Annotated in this window: 14 protein-coding genes; 11 read left to right on the top strand and 3 right to left on the bottom strand. The window is 64.4% G+C overall.

From position 1 onward, the window contains the following. Positions 1-32: 32 nt before the first annotated feature. Genes NH448_RS00605 through NH448_RS00595 form a run of 3 tightly spaced genes read left to right on the top strand, consistent with a single transcriptional unit; the run spans position 33 to position 2,505 of the window. Complete coding sequence (locus tag NH448_RS00605) at positions 33-803, top strand: VacJ family lipoprotein (RefSeq protein ID WP_045993225.1); 771 nt, start codon at positions 33-35, stop codon at positions 801-803. A gap of 12 nt (positions 804-815) precedes the next feature. Next, complete coding sequence (locus NH448_RS00600; RefSeq protein WP_045993226.1) at positions 816-2,009, top strand: SpoIIE family protein phosphatase; 1,194 nt, start codon at positions 816-818, stop codon at positions 2,007-2,009. Further along, complete coding sequence (locus NH448_RS00595; RefSeq protein ID WP_045993227.1) at positions 1,996-2,505, top strand: STAS domain-containing protein; 510 nt, start codon at positions 1,996-1,998, stop codon at positions 2,503-2,505. The genes NH448_RS00600 and NH448_RS00595 overlap by 14 nt, the downstream gene beginning before the upstream one ends. 210 nt (positions 2,506-2,715) lie before the next feature. Here the strand turns inward: NH448_RS00595 and tal are convergent, their stop codons facing one another. Then, positions 2,716-3,654, bottom strand: coding sequence for a transaldolase (gene tal / locus NH448_RS00590; protein ID WP_253028330.1), 939 nt, complete (start codon positions 3,652-3,654; stop codon positions 2,716-2,718). 132 nt (positions 3,655-3,786) lie between these two features. Between tal and NH448_RS00585 the strand changes: the two genes are divergently transcribed. The 6 genes from NH448_RS00585 to pstB all read left to right on the top strand — a co-directional run bounded on the left by NH448_RS00585 (position 3,787) and on the right by pstB (position 10,506). Further along, a complete protein-coding gene (locus tag NH448_RS00585) occupies positions 3,787-4,986 on the top strand; it encodes a Bcr/CflA family multidrug efflux MFS transporter (protein ID WP_253028329.1) in 1,200 nt (399 codons plus the stop codon). Next, a complete protein-coding gene (locus NH448_RS00580) occupies positions 4,983-5,753 on the top strand; it encodes a sulfite exporter TauE/SafE family protein (RefSeq protein WP_366077240.1) in 771 nt (256 codons plus the stop codon). The genes NH448_RS00585 and NH448_RS00580 overlap by 4 nt, the downstream gene beginning before the upstream one ends. Positions 5,754-6,071: 318 nt before the next feature. Further along, positions 6,072-7,085: a substrate-binding domain-containing protein gene (locus NH448_RS00575; protein WP_108132630.1), complete on the top strand. Its 1,014-nt coding sequence runs from the start codon at positions 6,072-6,074 to the stop codon at positions 7,083-7,085. Positions 7,086-7,191: 106 nt separating this feature from the next. Continuing rightward, positions 7,192-8,448 carry a phosphate ABC transporter permease subunit PstC gene (gene pstC, locus NH448_RS00570; RefSeq protein ID WP_045993231.1) on the top strand — a complete coding sequence of 419 codons (1,257 nt, stop codon included), beginning with the start codon at positions 7,192-7,194 and terminating at the stop codon, positions 8,446-8,448. 18 nt (positions 8,449-8,466) lie between these two features. Next, on the top strand, positions 8,467-9,633 hold the full coding sequence (gene pstA / locus NH448_RS00565) for a phosphate ABC transporter permease PstA (protein ID WP_045993232.1): 1,167 nt from the start codon (positions 8,467-8,469) through the stop codon (positions 9,631-9,633). Between the two features lie 63 nt (positions 9,634-9,696). Beyond that, on the top strand, positions 9,697-10,506 hold the full coding sequence (gene pstB, locus NH448_RS00560; protein ID WP_045993272.1) for a phosphate ABC transporter ATP-binding protein PstB: 810 nt from the start codon (positions 9,697-9,699) through the stop codon (positions 10,504-10,506). A 206-nt stretch (positions 10,507-10,712) separates the two neighbouring features. Here the strand turns inward: pstB and NH448_RS00555 are convergent, their stop codons facing one another. Beyond that, positions 10,713-11,903 (bottom strand): MFS transporter, encoded by a 1,191-nt coding sequence (locus tag NH448_RS00555; protein WP_253028328.1) that lies wholly within the window; start codon positions 11,901-11,903, stop codon positions 10,713-10,715. A 152-nt stretch (positions 11,904-12,055) separates the two neighbouring features. Then, complete coding sequence (locus NH448_RS00550) at positions 12,056-13,240, bottom strand: acetyl-CoA C-acyltransferase (protein WP_108447653.1); 1,185 nt, start codon at positions 13,238-13,240, stop codon at positions 12,056-12,058. A gap of 231 nt (positions 13,241-13,471) precedes the next feature. Between NH448_RS00550 and NH448_RS00545 the strand changes: the two genes are divergently transcribed. Together NH448_RS00545 and NH448_RS00540 are read left to right on the top strand one after the other, a co-directional pair. Beyond that, positions 13,472-14,038 (top strand): TetR/AcrR family transcriptional regulator, encoded by a 567-nt coding sequence (locus tag NH448_RS00545; protein WP_045993235.1) that lies wholly within the window; start codon positions 13,472-13,474, stop codon positions 14,036-14,038. A gap of 380 nt (positions 14,039-14,418) precedes the next feature. Next, on the top strand, positions 14,419-16,071 hold the full coding sequence (locus NH448_RS00540) for an AMP-binding protein (RefSeq protein WP_213228712.1): 1,653 nt from the start codon (positions 14,419-14,421) through the stop codon (positions 16,069-16,071). The last annotated feature ends 89 nt before the right edge of the window (positions 16,072-16,160 follow it).

Here is a 16,160-nt window from a genome sequence, read left to right as displayed (position 1 = left end):
TGACAAGGACAGGCAAGGGAGGCAGTCGAACGATGAACGCGAACTACAGCGGTGCCCTGGGCAAGGGCATGCAGAGGGGTGTCCTGGTCATGGCCGTCGCCCTGGCGGCAAGTGGCTGCGCCAGCAGCGGCGTATCCAGCGAGCCCAATCCAGCGGACCCCTGGGAGGGCTTCAATCGCAGGGTCTTCGCCTTCAACGATGTGCTGGATCGCTATGCACTCAAGCCTGCCGCCCAGGGGTATCGCTACGTGACCCCGGACCCGCTCGAGCGCGGTGTCAGCAACTTCTTCGACAACCTCGGCGAAGTGCGCACGGTTTTCAACAGCCTGTTGCAGGGCAAGGGTGCCAATGCGGGCAACTCGAGCATGCGCTTTTTGATGAACACCACCTTCGGTCTGGGTGGTCTTCTGGATCCGGCGACCCATGCCGGCTTTATCGCCGACGAGGAAGACTTTGGCCAGACCCTGGCTGCCTGGGGCGTGGGCGAGGGGCCCTTCGTGGTGCTGCCGTTCCTCGGCCCCAGCACAGTGCGTGACACCAGCGCCTTGCCGGTCGACTGGTACACCTACCCGCTGACCTACGTCGAGGACGACACCGTGCGCTACTCGCTGCGTGGTCTCGAGCTGCTCGACGCGCGTGCCAGCCTTCTCGATCAGGAGGATCTGATTCGCGGTGATCGCTACAGCTTCATTCGTGACGCCTGGCTACAGCGTCGTCGTTTCGAGGTCACCGATGGTGAGCTTGGTGACGACAGCTTTATCGACGATGGCTTTGACTACGACGAAGATGCCTTCGCCGAGTAAGGTGGCATCTGCATGCAAGCAGCCAAACCTCTGATCGGGGTAATCGACCACCCGGGCGAGCACCGCGACGCCCTGGTGGACGCGATTGCTCGCGACGGACTTGCGGTCTTTGCCGCCGCCAGCGCCGATGAGCTTCCCGGCTCCACGGCGCTTGTGGTGGCACATTCGCTGGCGGTACCGAGTCGCGAGTGGATGGTGCTGGCCGAGCGCTGGCCCACCCTGGTGGTCAGCGAGGACCGGCGAGACGACGATCTGCTCAAGGCCGTTGACGCGGGCCTTGTCGACTACGTGATCGACCCCTTGCGCCATGCCCATCTGCTCAGGCGGATGATCCGGCGTGTGGTGGACGTCAATCGTCTGGCCCGGGAGCGCGAAGAGGATCGAGCGCGACTGGAAGAGCTCAACGAGAGCCTGGAGACCCACCTGGCGATGCTCCGGCTCGACCAGCAGGCCGGCGGCCAGATCCAGCGTCGCATGCTGCCGCCGAGGCCGCAGCAGCTGGGGGCGATCGGCTGTGACTACTGGCTTGCGCCCTCGTTGTATCTGTCAGGCGACTTTCTCGATATCCAGGCGTACAATGAGCGCTATACATTATTCTATTTCGCTGATGTGTCGGGCCACGGAGCCTCGTCCGCCTTCGTGACGGTGCTGCTCAAGTACCTGTTCAATCGCTGGCAAGGCGAGTGGGACGGTGAGGCACCCGAGGCATTGCCGCCGCGCTGGCTGTCCCAGTTGAACCGGGAGCTGCTGGACACGGGGATCGGCAAGCACGCCACCCTGTTCGTCGGCGTGATCGACCAGCAGAAGCGCTATCTGCACTATTCTCTCGGCGCGCAGCTGCCGATGCCGCTATTGAAGTCCGACGAGGGCGTCACCACGCTGGCGGGAGAGGGCATGCCGGTAGGCTTGTTTCCGGAGGTCAGTTATCCGGCACTGGGATGTGACTTGCCCGATGACTTTTCGCTCTGGCTCTGCTCCGATGGGGTGCTGGAGTGCTTGCCGGGGGACAGTCTCGAGGCGCGCCTTGACGATCTCAGGCAGCGGGTCGAAGACAGCGATTCCCTGGATACGATGCGTCGGGGGCTGGCCCTGGGGGCGCTCTCCAGCGATGAAGAAGCGCTGGAGGATCCCACCTCGGGGCGCGAAGAGCTGCCCGACGACTTGACGATCATGTTGGTGAGCGGGTTTGGCGATGAAAGTGCATGAAGGTCGACTGAAGGCGGCATTCGAGGCCGGTGTGTTCGTCCTGAAGCTATGTGGCGACGTGCGCCTGACCCTGTGTGCCACCCTGGATCTCCAGGCCCAGCAACTGGCCGACACGCCGGGACTCAAGGCGGTGATGATCGACCTGCGCGAGGCCAGCAACGTCGATTCCACGGCGCTTGGCTTCCTGGCCAAGGTGGCCATGGCGCTGCGCGGCAAGCTCGAGCAGGCGCCGACCATCGTGGCCGACAATCCCGACGTCAAGCGGATGCTCGAGGTGATGGGCTTTGGCGCTTTCTTTACCTTGCTGGAGCGTCCCATCGCCGAGGTCGACGACTTCGAGGAGCTCCCCGAAGTGCCCGCCGATGAAGAGGGGCTGCGGGAGCGCATCCTCGAAGCGCATCGTATCTTGATGCGCATGAACGAGCATAACCACGAACAGTTCCAGCCGCTGGTCGAGATGCTCGAGGCCCAGAACGACGCTTCGCACAAGGCCTGATCCTGCCCTTGCCGGGCCTGACGTCGACGCGCCGAAGGCGTGTTCAGCAGAAGGCGCCGAAGGCGTAGAAAATGGCGAACTCCGAAAGCGGAAAGCGGTGTCAGATCGCCGCAAGCTGGCAAGCGCATAATGCAAGAGGGCGATCCATGGATCGCCCTCTTGATCATCTGCAGCCAGGCCCAGCCAGGCTTGCCGGTGGTGCGCCCGTGATCATCCCTGGCGCAGTTCGGTCAGCAGGCTTTCCAGCTTGCGCTGATCGGCCATGAACTTGCGGATGCCTTCGGCCAGTTTTTCGGTGGCCATGGCGTCTTCGTTCATGGCCCAGCGGAAGTCGTCTTCGGTCTGGGGCTCCGGTGCGCTGGTCTCGGCGTCGCCGCGCACGAGGCGGCGTTCGAGAGCGCCTTGCTGACCGTGCAATTCCTCGAGCAGTGCCGGCGAGATGGTCAGACGATCGCAGCCGGCCAGCGCCTTGACCTCGTCGGTGTTGCGGAAGCTCGCGCCCATCACGATGGTCGAGTAGCCGTGGCCCTTGTAGTGGTCGTAGATGCGCTTGACCGATTGCACGCCGGGATCGTTGTCGCCGCTGAAGTCGGCCTCCGGCTGCTGGGCCTTGTGCCAGTCGAGGATGCGGCCGACGAAGGGCGAGATCAGCGTGACCCCGGCGTCGGCGCAGGCCTGGGCCTGGGCGAAGCTGAACAGCAGCGTCAGATTGGTGCGGATGCCTTCTCGCTCCAGCGTCTTGGCGGCACGAATGCCTTCCCAGGTGGACGCCACCTTGATCAGGATGCGCTCGGCGCCGACGCCTTTGCGGGCATAGCGCTCGATCAGTGAATGGGCGCGGGCCAGGGTACCTTCGGTATCGAACGATAGCCGTGCGCTGACCTCGGTCGACACATACCCAGGCACCAGCTCGCTGATCTCGCTGCCGATGTCCACCGCCACGGCGTCGAGAGCGTCATCGATGTCGTTGGCCTCCTTGGCGATGGCGGCCAGGCGGGCGCGACGATCGGCGTGGCTGGCGGCCTGCAGGATCAGCGACGGGTTGGTGGTGGCGTCGGTGGGCTGGAAGCGACGAATGGCGTCCAGGTCGCCGGTGTCGGCGACCACCGTGGTCATCGCCTTCAGTTGGGTCAGCAGATCGTCTGCCATGTGGCAATCTCCGTAGTTGGGCGGTGGTGAGCTGGACCTACTGTACCAAGGCGTCGATGTGGACAACAGCCGCAGCGGCGTCACGATCAACCCGATGACAATTTTTCAAACCTTGTTCTTCATGGAGCGCCTGTGTCCCTGAATGCCCGGCGTGTCGCCCTGCTGGTGGCCGCCAATACCGCCCTTGCCCCCTTCGCCATCGACGCCTATCTGCCGGCCATGCCGGCGCTGGCCGAGTCGGTGGGGGCCAGTGTTCATCACACCGAGCTTTCACTCAGCGTGTTCATGGTCGGCTTTGCCGTGGGCCAGCTCACTTGCGGGCCGCTTTCCGACCGCATCGGACGCAAGCCGGTGCTGCTGGCCGGACAGATCCTGTTTCTGATCGCCAGTCTGGTGATCGTCAGCGTCGATTCGTTGACGGAGCTTCTAGTCTGGCGCTTTGTCCAGGCGCTCGGCGGCGGCGCCTGCGTGGTCAATTCCGCAGCCATCGTGCGCGACTGTTTCAGTGGCCGCGAGGCGGCCAAGGTCATGTCGACCATGGCGATGATCCTGATGCTGGCGCCGCTGGTGGCGCCGATGGTCGGCAGCCTGCTGCTGTACCTGGCCGACTGGTGGCTGATCTTCGTCTTCCTGGCGGTCTATGCCGCCTTCCTGATGTGGCTGCTCGGGGCCTTTCTGCCGGAGACCCGGCCAGCAGGGGCACCGGTGGCCTCGCCCCGTCAGGTGCTGCGCAACTACGCAAGTGTGCTGACCGACCGTCAGGCCATGGGCTACATCCTGGCGGTGGCGGCGTCCTTCGCCGGCATCTTTGCCTTCGTCACCTCGTCGCCGTTTCTCTACATGCAGCACTACGGGCTGTCGCCGGCGGCCTATCCCTTCGTCTTTGGTGCCAATGTGGTGGTGATGGCGCTGTCCAACCGGGTCAATATTCGCCTGCTGCGTCGGCGTACACCCCAGCAGAACCTGCGCCTTGGTCTCGCCATTCAGCTGGTCGCCGCCGGCGGCCTGCTGGTGGTAGTGGCCACGGGGACGGACTCGCTGTTCACGGTGGTGCCTCTGGTGATGGCGTTTCTGGGCGTGGTGGGGCTGATCTCGCCCAACGCCATTTCGTCGCTGCTGGAGCGTTTCAGTCATATGAGCGCTACCGCCACAGCGCTGCTCGGCAGTATCCAGTTCAGCAGTGCAGCACTGTCCGGTGCCCTGGTCACCGCCTTTGAAATCGACTCTGCCTGGCCCATGGTGATCGCCATGGTCACGGTGGCGTTGATTGGCAACGTCGGCCTGCGCGTGCTCGCCGGACGTCCGCCTCGGGTCGAGGAGGTGGCGTCATGATGGCGTCGTTGCTGGCCGCAGCGCAGGACTGCGCAAGGGAGTGGTGGGTGCTCAGCGAGCTGACCCTCGGCTCGTGGCTGTGGGTGGGGGCGGTACTGGCGCTGGGGACCTTCGTCCAGCGTACCACCGGCTTCGGCATGGCGGTGGTGGGGGCGCCACTGATCCTGTTGAAGGCGCCGTCCCTGGTGCCGGTGGTGCTGGTGGTCTACGGCTTTCTGGTGTCCTGTCTGGTGGTACGCCGCTATCGCCGGGAAGTCGCCATGACCGATATCTCCATGGCCCTGGTGGGCAAGGTGCCGGGAACCCTGCTCGGGGTCTGGCTGTTGCTGGTGGCACCCATGGCGACGCTGGAGGTGATGATCGCCAGCATCGTGCTGTTTGCGGTGGTGGTGACGCTGTTCAAGCTGCGCCTGCCGGTCAACCGCTCGTCACTGTTTGGTGCTGGTTTTCTGTCGGGAGTGTTCGGTGCCGTGGCGGCGATCGGCGGACCGCCCATCGTGCTGCTGATGCACGGCATGCCGATGGACCGCCTGCGGGGCAACCTGGCGGCGTTCTTTCTTATCTCGTCGTTGATGACCCTGGCGAGCCTGGCCGCCGTGGGCAGGGTGCCGCTGTGGCTGTTGGGCGTGAGCCTCAGTTTCATGCCCATGGTGGTGGCGGGCCACGCCCTGGGGGCGGTGCTGGCGCCGAAGTTGCCTCGGCGACTGTTGCAGGCGGCGTCCTTGACCCTGTGCGCCGCGGCGGCGTTGGGGCTATTGATCAGCTAACCCGGTTGTTTCATGTTGTCGGCATCGAAGCGACACCAGATTGGCCGTCCGGCGCAAAGCCGGGCGGCCTTTTTTTGCGGCACCTTCTTTTGTGTCCGCTCAGGTTGCCGTCGGCTGTAAAAGCGTGGCATTGACCGGGGTCGCGGTGACAGAGCCGTGACGCCGTCATGACATGGCCGGGCAGGAGGAGGGGCAGGGGGGAAGCGTAAGAGGTATCGGGAAGGCGTTAACCGGAGTGGGCTGTCATGAAGCTGTCATTTTTCTGCGGCATTGTGTGTTTCGCGAAGGTTGACCATCTCATCATCAGGAGCTTTCTCCATGAACCGCATCCTCAAGACCACCGCTATCGCCGCTGCCGTCATGGGCGTGGTGGGTGTCGCTCAAGCCCGCGATCAAGTCCGTATCGTTGGTTCCAGCACCGTCTACCCGTTCTCGAGCTACGTGGCCGAAGAGTTCGGTGCCACCACCGACTTCCCGACGCCGGTCATCGAGTCCACCGGTTCCGGTGGCGGCATGAAGCTGTTCTGCTCCGGTCTGGGTGACGATACCCCGGACATCACCAACGCCTCGCGTCGCATGAAGACTTCCGAGTTCGAGACCTGTGAAGCCAACGGCGTGACCGACATCACCGAAGCCTTCATCGGCTATGACGGCATCGCCTTCGCCCAGTCCGGCGACAACGAGGCGATGGACGTCACCCGCGAGCAGATCTTCCTGGCGCTGGCCGCCAAGGTGCCGGTCGATGGTGAGCTGGTCGACAACCCCTACACCAAGTGGAGCGACATCGATTCCTCACTGCCGGATCGCGAGATCGCCGTTTATGGACCGCCCACCACCTCCGGTACCCGTGATGCCTTCGCTGAGCTCGTGATGGAAGCCGTTTCCGAGGACATGGAGGCCTACGGCGGTGAAGGTTACACCGACGTGCGCGCCGACGGTGCCTTCATCGACGCCGGCGAGAACGACAACCTGATCGTTCAGCGTCTGGCCGAGAACACCGATGCCTTCGGCATCTTCGGCTACTCCTTCCTGGAAGAGAATTCCGACACCCTGATCGGCTCCAGCATCGACGGCGTCGAGCCGACTCCGGACGCCATCGGCAGCGGTGAGTACCCGGTGTCTCGCTCCATGTTCTTCTACGTGAAGAACCAGCACGCCGAAGACGTACCGGCCATGTACGAGTACGCCAACATGTTCATGAGCGAGCAGATGGTCGGTGACCTCGGCTACCTCAAGGGCATCGGCCTGATCCCGGCGCCGGAAGACGAGCGCGCCGAGGCTCGCAGTGCCGTCGAGAACCACGAGACCCTCGAGCTGGCCGACCTGAAGTAAGGGACACGGTCCTGATCACGCCGGCCGGCATCCTGCAACGGGTGTCGGCCGGTACACGTTCCGGCAAGCCTATGCTTGCTTGAGCACAGAACCCCGAGAGACACCCATGCAGACCAATCAACTCCTGGCGATGTTCAGCGGCTCGCTGCTTCTGCTCGGTCTGATCGCCTTCTTCCTGGCCCGCGGCAAGGCCGCCAGAGTCCGAGCCTCCGGCACCTCCATGTACGCCCAGCCCGATCAGTACGGCTGGTTCACCGTCATGTCAACGGCGGGTCCGGCACTGGTGGTCGGTGCCGTGGGTGGCTTCATCATGCTGCTCGTGGGTGCCGAGATTCCGCCGCTGCTGCTGCTGGCCAGTTGCCTGGTCATCGCCTGCATCGGCCTGGTGCTGGGCGTGGCGATGGTGCGCCCCGACTTCCACGCGCGTCAGGCGATCGAGCGGGTCATCCGCTTCTTTCTTGCCGGCGCGGCTCTGATCTCCATCTTCACCACCCTGGGGATCCTGCTGTCCATCGTCTTCGAGGCGATTCGTTTCTTCCAGATGCAGAGCTTCTGGGACTTTATCACCGGCACCACCTGGAACCCGGGTGCCAGCTTCCTCGAGGCCGCCGGTCGCGCCGAGGAAGGGGCCAGTGCCGCCAAGTTCGGTTCGGTGCCGCTGTTCGCCGGTACCTTCATGATCACCTTCATCGCCATGCTGGTGGCGATTCCGATCGGTCTGCTGGCGGCCATCTACATGGCCGAGTTCGCGCCGCCCAAGGTGCGTACCATCGCCAAGCCGGTGCTCGAGGTGCTGGCCGGCATTCCGACCGTGGTCTACGGCTTCTTCGCCGCCATCACGGTGGCGCCGATCATCGTTGCCGTGGCCGGGTTCTTCGGTCTCGAGGCCTCGTTCAACAACGCCCTGGCCCCGGGCATCGTCATGGGCATCATGATCATTCCGTTCATCTCCTCGCTGTCCGATGACGTCATCAACTCGGTGCCCAACAGCATGCGCGAAGGTTCGCTGGCGCTGGGCCTGACCAAGGGCGAGATGATTCGCGACATCGTGGTGCCGGCAGCCCTGCCGGGCATCATCTCGGCCTCGTTGCTGGCGGTGTCCCGGGCGCTGGGCGAGACCATGATCGTGGTGATGGCGGCAGGCATGCGCCCCAACCTGACCTTCAATCCGCTGGAAGACATGACCACCGTGACCGTGCGCATCGTCGCCGCGCTGACCGGTGACCAGGAATTCGCCAGTGCCGAGACGCTGTCGGCGTTCGCACTCGGACTGATGCTGTTCGTGGTAACCCTGAGCCTGAATCTGGTGTCGGTGATCATGATCCGTCGCTTCCGCGAAAAGTATCGCGTCAACAACCTGTAAGCCGTGGAGCCAAAGCCAATGAGACAATCCTTCGATGACATCAGCGCCCAGCTCCGCGCTCGCCACCGCAGGTCGGCCCGACTGAAGTGGGCGTCCATGGGAGCGCTCGGCCTTGCCGGCCTGTTCCTGGTGCTGTTCTTTGCCGACATGCTGGTCAAGGGGCTGCCGGCCTTCCAGCAGGCCCAGATCCAGGTCGAGGTGGACTACTCCGAGCAGGCCAGCCAGATTCCCCTGGCGGCGGTTCAGGAAGACGTCCGCCCGCTGGTCAGTCGCGGCTATCTGCGCCTGATCCCCGGCCGCATGGAAGACAACCCGGACCTGCTCGGTACCACCCGCATGGAGTGGGTGCTGGCCGACGGCCAGGTGGACCAGTACCTCAAGGGCCACCACGCCAAGCTCAGCAACAAGGAAATGGCGGTGGTCGATCGGCTGAAAGAGGATGGGCGGGCCGAGCTGCGTTTCAACTCGACCTTCTTCTCCAGCGGTGACTCCAAGATGCCCGAGCTCGCCGGTATCGCTTCGGCGGCCATGGGCACCGTGCTGACCCTGCTGGTGACCCTGGCGGTAGCCTTTCCCATCGGCGTGATGACGGCGGTCTACCTGGAGGAGTTCGCGCCGGACAACCGCTTTACCCAGTTGATCGAGATCAACATCAACAACCTGGCGGCGATTCCCTCGATCCTGTTCGGTCTGCTGGGCCTGGCGATCTTCATCAACTTCTTCGGCGTGCCGCGTTCCTCCCCGGTGGTCGGTGGCCTGACCCTGGCGCTGATGACTCTGCCGGTGATCATCATTGCCACCCGGACCGCGCTTCGCAGCGTGCCCGATTCCATCCGTCATGCCGCCTTCGGCGTCGGCTGCTCACGCTGGCAGATGGTGCGCGATCACGTCCTGCCGGTGGCGCTGCCGGGCATCATGACCGGTTCGATCATCGGCCTGGCTCAGGCCATGGGCGAGACCGCTCCGTTGATCATCGTCGGCATGGTGGCCTTCATCCCCGATGTGACCAACTCCTTTACCGAGGCGGCCACCGTGCTGCCGGCACAGATATTCACCTGGGCGGGCGAGCCTGACCGGGCCTTCATCGAGAAGACGTCGGGCGGCATTCTGGTGCTGCTGTCGATCCTTATCACGCTCAACGCCACCGCGGTGGTGCTGCGCAAGAAATTCGAGCGGCGCTGGTAAACCGGCCCCCAAACAGGATACGTTGCCATGAACATGAAAGTTGCCCAGCGCGGAGAAAGCGTGATGAAGCAGGACCAGCCCGGCCAGCCGGTCACTCGCAACGAGGATGCCAACCACGAGTTGAGCATTCGAGTGAACGACCTGAATCTGTGGTACGGAGACTTCCACGCGCTGAAGTCGATCGACATGGATCTGTACCAGAAGAACGTGACTGCCCTGATCGGCCCGTCCGGTTGCGGCAAGTCGACCTTCCTGCGTTGCCTGAATCGCATGAACGATCTGATCCCGAGCGTACGCGTCAAGGGCCTGATCGAGATGGACGGCCGCGACGTCTACGAGCCCAAGATGGACGAGGTCGCGCTGCGGCGTCGGGTCGGCATGGTGTTCCAGAAGCCGAACCCCTTCCCCAAGTCGATCTACGACAACATCGTCTATGCCCCGAAGATGCATGACTTGGTCAGCCGCAAGGCCGACCAGGACGAGCTGGTCGAGCGCGCCCTGCGTGACGCCGGCCTGTGGGAAGAGGTCAAGGACAAGCTGCACCAGCCCGGCACCTCGCTGTCCGGTGGCCAGCAGCAGCGTCTGTGCATCGCCCGTGCCATCGCGGTCCAGCCGGACGTGATCCTGATGGATGAGCCGACCTCGGCGCTGGACCCGATCTCCACCGCCACCATCGAAGACCTGATGGACAAGCTCAAGCAGCAGTACACCATCATCACCGTGACGCACAATATGCAGCAGGCGGCTCGTGTCGCCGACTACACGGCGTTCTTCCACCTGGGAGAGGTCATCGAGTACAACGACACCAAGACCATGTTCTCGACCCCGCATACCAAGAAGGCCGAGGACTACATCACCGGTCGTTACGGCTAGGCCGAGAAGCCTCGGTCAGCGTGGTAGCGTTCACCGCAGTAGCAAAGGGAGGCCTTCGGGCCTCCCTTTTTACTACCTGTGAACCGGGCCCGGGAGACGTAGTGGTCCGCTCTGGTGTCAGGATTGGTGTCAGGGTCAGGGTCAGGGTCAGGGTCAGGGTCAGGTGCAGGGGACTGGTGTCAGGGGGCTGGTGTCAGGAACTGGCATCAGGAGCTGGCGGGTTGGCGGCGGACGTAGGCGGCGACACCACGCATCGACCACAGTCCCAGCACCGGTCCGGGCAACAGTAGCCACAGCACGCTCAGTTCGTGCTCCTGCCACAGGCTGGCACCGAGCCAGATGCCGGGCAGGGTAAGGGTGAAGCCGATGGCGTTCATCACCGCCAGGGTCGCGCCGATGTGCGCCCTGGGGGCGGTGGCCGAGGCCAGTGACGAGAACTGGGCCGAGTCGGCGATGACGCTGAAGCCCCAGAGGTACAGCAGGGCCAGCAGTAACAGGGGGCTGGCCTGACCAAGCCAGGGGTAGATCAGGCACAGGGCGCCGGAGGTGGCGAGCGCCAGGTTGGCGGCGCTGGCGCTGCCGTGGCGTCGGCTGAGGGCGCCGGCCAGGATGCAGCCCAGCGCCCCCACGGCGATGACCGAAAAGCTCAGCCAGGGCGCCCAGTCGGCTGGCGCCTGAAGGCGCGTGACCTCACGGCCGACCAGGAAGGGCACCAGCAGCCAGAAGGCGTAGAGTTCCCAGCAGTGGCCGAAGTAGCCGCCGGCGACGCTGAGAAAGTGGCGATCACGAAAGGCGGCAAGGCCATCCTTCAGTCTGGCGCGAGACGCGTTTGCTGGCAGGTGCGGGCCGTCGCCCAATAGCGCCACGGCGATGCCACCGGCCACCGCCAGGGCCGAGGACAGGATCAGGGTCCAGGCCCAGGGGAGGTCCAGGGTGGCGCCGCGCAGCAGATGGGGCATGGCCGTGCCGAGTGTCAGCATGCCCACCAGCCAGGCCAGGGCGGCCCCGGTGTGACGCGGGGTCCAGCCGATCACCAGCTTCATGCCCAACGGGTAAATGCCGGCCAGGCAGAGCCCGGTGGCGAAGCGCAGCAGCAAGGCGAGGGCGTGGTGTTCGGCAACGGTGATAAAGGCGAGGTTGACCAGAGCGCCTGCCAGGCTTGCGCTCAGAAAGATGCGACTGGCACGGTAGCGATCTGCGAGACCGCTGGCGGCGATCGTCAGGGTGCCGACGATAAAGCCGAGTTGCACTGCCAGCGTCAGGTGACCGATTGCGGCCTCGCGAATGCCGAGGTCGCTTCCCAGCGAGGCGGCAACGCCGTTGATGCTGAACCACAGCGATGTACCGCACCACTGTGCCAGCACGATCAGCGGCAGGGCCAGGCGAGAGCGCTCCATGCGTGAGTCCTGTTGTGGATCCAGACCTGAGGTCAAAAAAATGGCCGGGAGCGCCTGTGGGCGCCCCCGGCCATGCTGACCGCTTATCGGCGTGGAAGGCAAGCATCGCGCCTGCCTTTCAGACTACGACGTTGGCTAACCAGGTCTCGACGTCAGTCGATCAGTTCCACCGCCACGGCGGTGGCTTCACCGCCGCCGATGCACAGGCTGGCGATCCCTCGTTTTCCGCCCTTGGTGCGCAGGGCGTGGATCAGGGTGGCGATGATCCGCGAGCCAGTGGAGCCGACCGGGTGACCCTGGGCGCAGGCGCCGCCGAAGACGTTGACCTTGTCGTGGGGTAGCCCAAGATCGTCCATGGCCATCAGGGTGACCACGGCGAAGGCCTCGTTGATCTCGAACAGATCCACATCGTCCACCGACCAGTCGAGTTTCTTCATCAGTGACTCGATGGCGCCCACCGGGGCAATGGTGAACTCGCTGGGATGACGCGAGTGGGTGCTGTGGCCAAGCATGCGGGCCAGCGGGGTGGCGCCGAGGCGATCCGCCGCTGCCCGGGTGGACAGGATCAGGGCAGAGGCGCCGTCGGAGATGGAGCTGGCATTGGCCGCCGTGATGGTCCCGTCCTTGGCAAAGGCCGGCCTCAGGGTGCGAATCTTGTCCAGGCGAGCCTGGAAGGGTTGCTCGTCATGCTCGACCAGGGTGTCGCCCTGACGGCTGGAGACCGTGACGGGGGCCATCTCGGCGGCCAGGTGGCCGGCCTCGGTGGCCTGCATCGCCCGCTCCAGTGAAGCGATGGCGAAGTCGTCCATGCGCTCGCGTTCGTAGCCGCGCTCACTGGCGACCTCCTGGGCGAAGCCACCCATCAGCTTGCCGGTCTCGGCGTCCTCCAGGCCATCGAGGAACATATGGTCCTTGAGCTCGCCATGGCCCAGGCGGTAGCCGCCACGGGCCTTGGTCAACACATGGGGGGCGTTGGACATGGACTCCATGCCGCCGGCCAGCATGACCTCGGCGGTGCCGGCCTTGATCAGGTCGTGGGCCAGCATGGTGGCCTTCATGCCCGAACCACAGAGCTTGTTGATGGTGGTGGCGCCGCGGTGGTCGGGAATGCCGGCCTGGCGCATGGCCTGACGGGCCGGCCCCTGCTTGACCCCGGCCGGCAGCACGCAGCCGAAGATCCCTTCTTCGATGGCGTCTGCCGGAATCCTGGCGCGCTCGATGGCGGCACGAATGGCGCAGGCGGCCAGCTCGGGGGCGGTCTGACTGGACAGGGAGCCCAGCATGCCGCCCATGGGGGTGCGGGCAGCGGCAAGAAAGACGATATCGGACTGACTCATGGCGTGACTCCTGAAACTCTTGCATGTCGATTCTGCGATCGAGCGGCAAGGTGTTGTGTTTGTGTGGGCCGTGGACACGGCGCTGTGATGTCAGTGTGGTTCAGTCCCCGGGGTTTCGCTCGCGACGCGAATCGCGTACGACAAGGTCAGCAAACGACGTTGACCCCGAGGATGGGCTATGCTTTTCTCAACGAAACCAAGCAAGCGCTAGTGTAACTGTCGATGAATGTAATGAATGACTCGCCCCGTCGCAAGGAGCTGACCCGGCTCGCCGCTCAGCTGTTTGTCCAGGAAGGCTTCGATCGCACCACCGTGCGCATGCTGGCACAGGAAATGGGGATCAAGTCAGGAAGCCTCTTTCACCACTTTCGTGACAAGCAGGAGATTCTTGCTGCGGTCATCGAAGAGGGCACCCAGAACGCCTTGACGTTGGCTCGAGCCGCGCTCAAGGACAGTGCGCCCGACCCCTTGTCCAGGCTGCATGCCATGGCGCGGGCCCATCTGGATACGCTGTTGACCGACCGCAACGCCCACGTGGTAGCGCTGTATGAGTGGCGGCGCCTCGACGACGGCGCTCGGGACCACCTGACCCACCTGCGTGACGCCTACGAGGCGCTGTGGAACGAGGTGCTGGATGACGCCATCGCAGCGGATCTGGTCACCGGCGATCGTGCCCTGGTTTCGCGCTTTGTGCTGGGCGCCCTGAACTGGACGGTGCGCTGGTACGACCCGGACGGACCGCGTGACCCCGAACAGCTGGCCCACGAACTGGTCGTGATGATCACCCGCCGTCCTTGATCTGCCGAGGACAAGGTACCGACGGCCCGCTGTGATGGAAAGCTGGGGCGCGCCGTGTGCCTGGTATTCGGTTCTGCTCGTCTTTTCTCTTTTCTCTTTTCTCTTTTTCTGCTGTTCTCCTCTTCCCATTCCCGCGTTGTCGTTGCCTCGATGAGGTTCATCCTTTCGCCGAGGGCGCGGGCACGTCCGTCGTGCTCGGTCGGTGCGGTACTTCGAGGTATTCCTAGACGATGGTCTAGCGCACTCTTGCTTGTGTCATGACGTTGAAGCCTCTAGCTTCAACCCTAGCGCTTGCTAGGTTGACGCTTACGTCAACGGAATATTGCTGCCGGGGTCACCCTGGAGAGCTTCATCAACAATCACAACGCAAGAGGCCCGTCATGAGCCACGTCACGCCCGTCGATGCCGAGAGCTATCGCGAGACCTTCGACATCCAGCAGGTGATCGATCGTCTGGACGACCACCAGGATGGATATCTCAACGCCTATCATGCCTGCTGTGGTCGACATCTAGGGCAGGGCAGAGGCGACGTCCTGGCGCTGGTGCATGAGGACACCGCCGGTCAGGTGAGCCGGTTGACCTATCGTGAGCTCGACCAGCAAAGCGCGCGTCTGGCGGGCTGGATGGCGGCTCGGGGGCTGGGTGTCGGTGACCGTATCGCCTGCATGCTGCCGCGTTCGCCGCAACTGCTGGTCGCAGTGGTGGCGACCTGGCGTCTGGGTGCGGTGTACCAGCCGCTGTTTACCGCCTTCGGGCCGGATGCGGTGGACTACCGCCTGGGACGCGCCGACACCCGCCTGGTCATCACCGACGCGGCCAATCGTCACAAGTTCGACGGCCTGGAAAGCTGTCCCCCGGTGCTGGCGCTGGGTGGGGCCAGCGAGGCGCACCCGCAGGACCTGTCCTGGGATGAGGCGCTGGCCAGCGAAGCGCTTCAGGACTCGCCGCCGCGGCTGTCGCCAGACGCCCCCTTTCTGCAGATGTTTACCTCCGGCACCGTCGGCAAGCCCAAGGGGGTGGCGGTGCCGCTGTCGGCCATGCCGGCCTTTGCGCTGTACATGGAGCTGGCCGTGGACCTGCGCCCCGAAGATCGCTTCTGGAACATGGCCGATCCAGGCTGGGCCTATGGCCTCTACTACGCCATCGCCGGGCCGCTGCTGCTGGGCGTCACCACCCACTTCTGCGAGGCGGGGTTCAGCGCCGAGGGAGCGCTTGCCTTCATGCAGCGTCATGACATCACCAACTTTGCCGCGGCGCCCACCGCCTACCGCCTGATGAAGGCCTCGGGTCTGTTCGACAATGCCCATGAGACGCTGTCGTTGCGCGCGGCGAGTTCAGCGGGCGAGCCGCTCAATACAGAAGTGGTGAGCTGGGTGGAGTCGGCGCTGGGCTGTCCGGTGATGGATCACTACGGCCAGACCGAGACCGGCATGACCTGCAACAACCACCACCGGCTCGAGCACCCGAAGCACATCGGCGGCATGGGCGTACCCATGCCCGGTTACCGCCTGGTGATCCTCGATGCCGAGTACCAGGAGTTGCCCCCCGGTGAGCCCGGCGTGCTGGCGGTGGATATCGAACGCTCGCCGGCGCACTTCTTCCCGGGCTATACCTGGCAGGAGAAGCATCCCTTCGCCGAGGGTTACTACCTGACCGGAGACGTGGTGGTGCGCAACGAGGACGGCAGCTTCCAGTTCGCCGGGCGCGACGACGACATCATCACCACCGCCGGCTATCGGGTCGGCCCCACCGACGTCGAAAACTCGGTACTGACCCACCCCGCGGTGGCGGAATCCGCGGCTGTGGGGCAGCCGGACGAGATCCGCGGCGAGATCATCAAGTCCTATGTGGTGCTGCGTGACGGCTTCGAGGCCAGCGATGCCCTGGCCGATGAAATTCGTCAGCAGGTGCGAGAGCGCCTGTCGACCCACGCCTTCCCTCGGGTGATCGAGTTTGTCGATGAGTTGCCGAAGACCCCGAGCGGCAAGATTCAGCGCTTCAAGCTGCGAGCCGATGCCGCCGAAAAGGCTTGAGCGAGCCGTCGGTATGGTGTCGGGCCAGGCATCCAGATAGACGTTTTTACCTTACGCCCCGAGCGAGTGCTCGGGGCTTGTTGCATGAT

The organism is Halomonas sp. OfavH-34-E, from assembly GCF_024124525.1.
GTDB lineage: Bacteria > Pseudomonadota > Gammaproteobacteria > Pseudomonadales > Halomonadaceae > Halomonas > Halomonas litopenaei.
The sequence above is the reverse complement of the archived record's forward strand: the minus strand, read 5'-3'. Positions and strand labels throughout refer to the sequence as shown.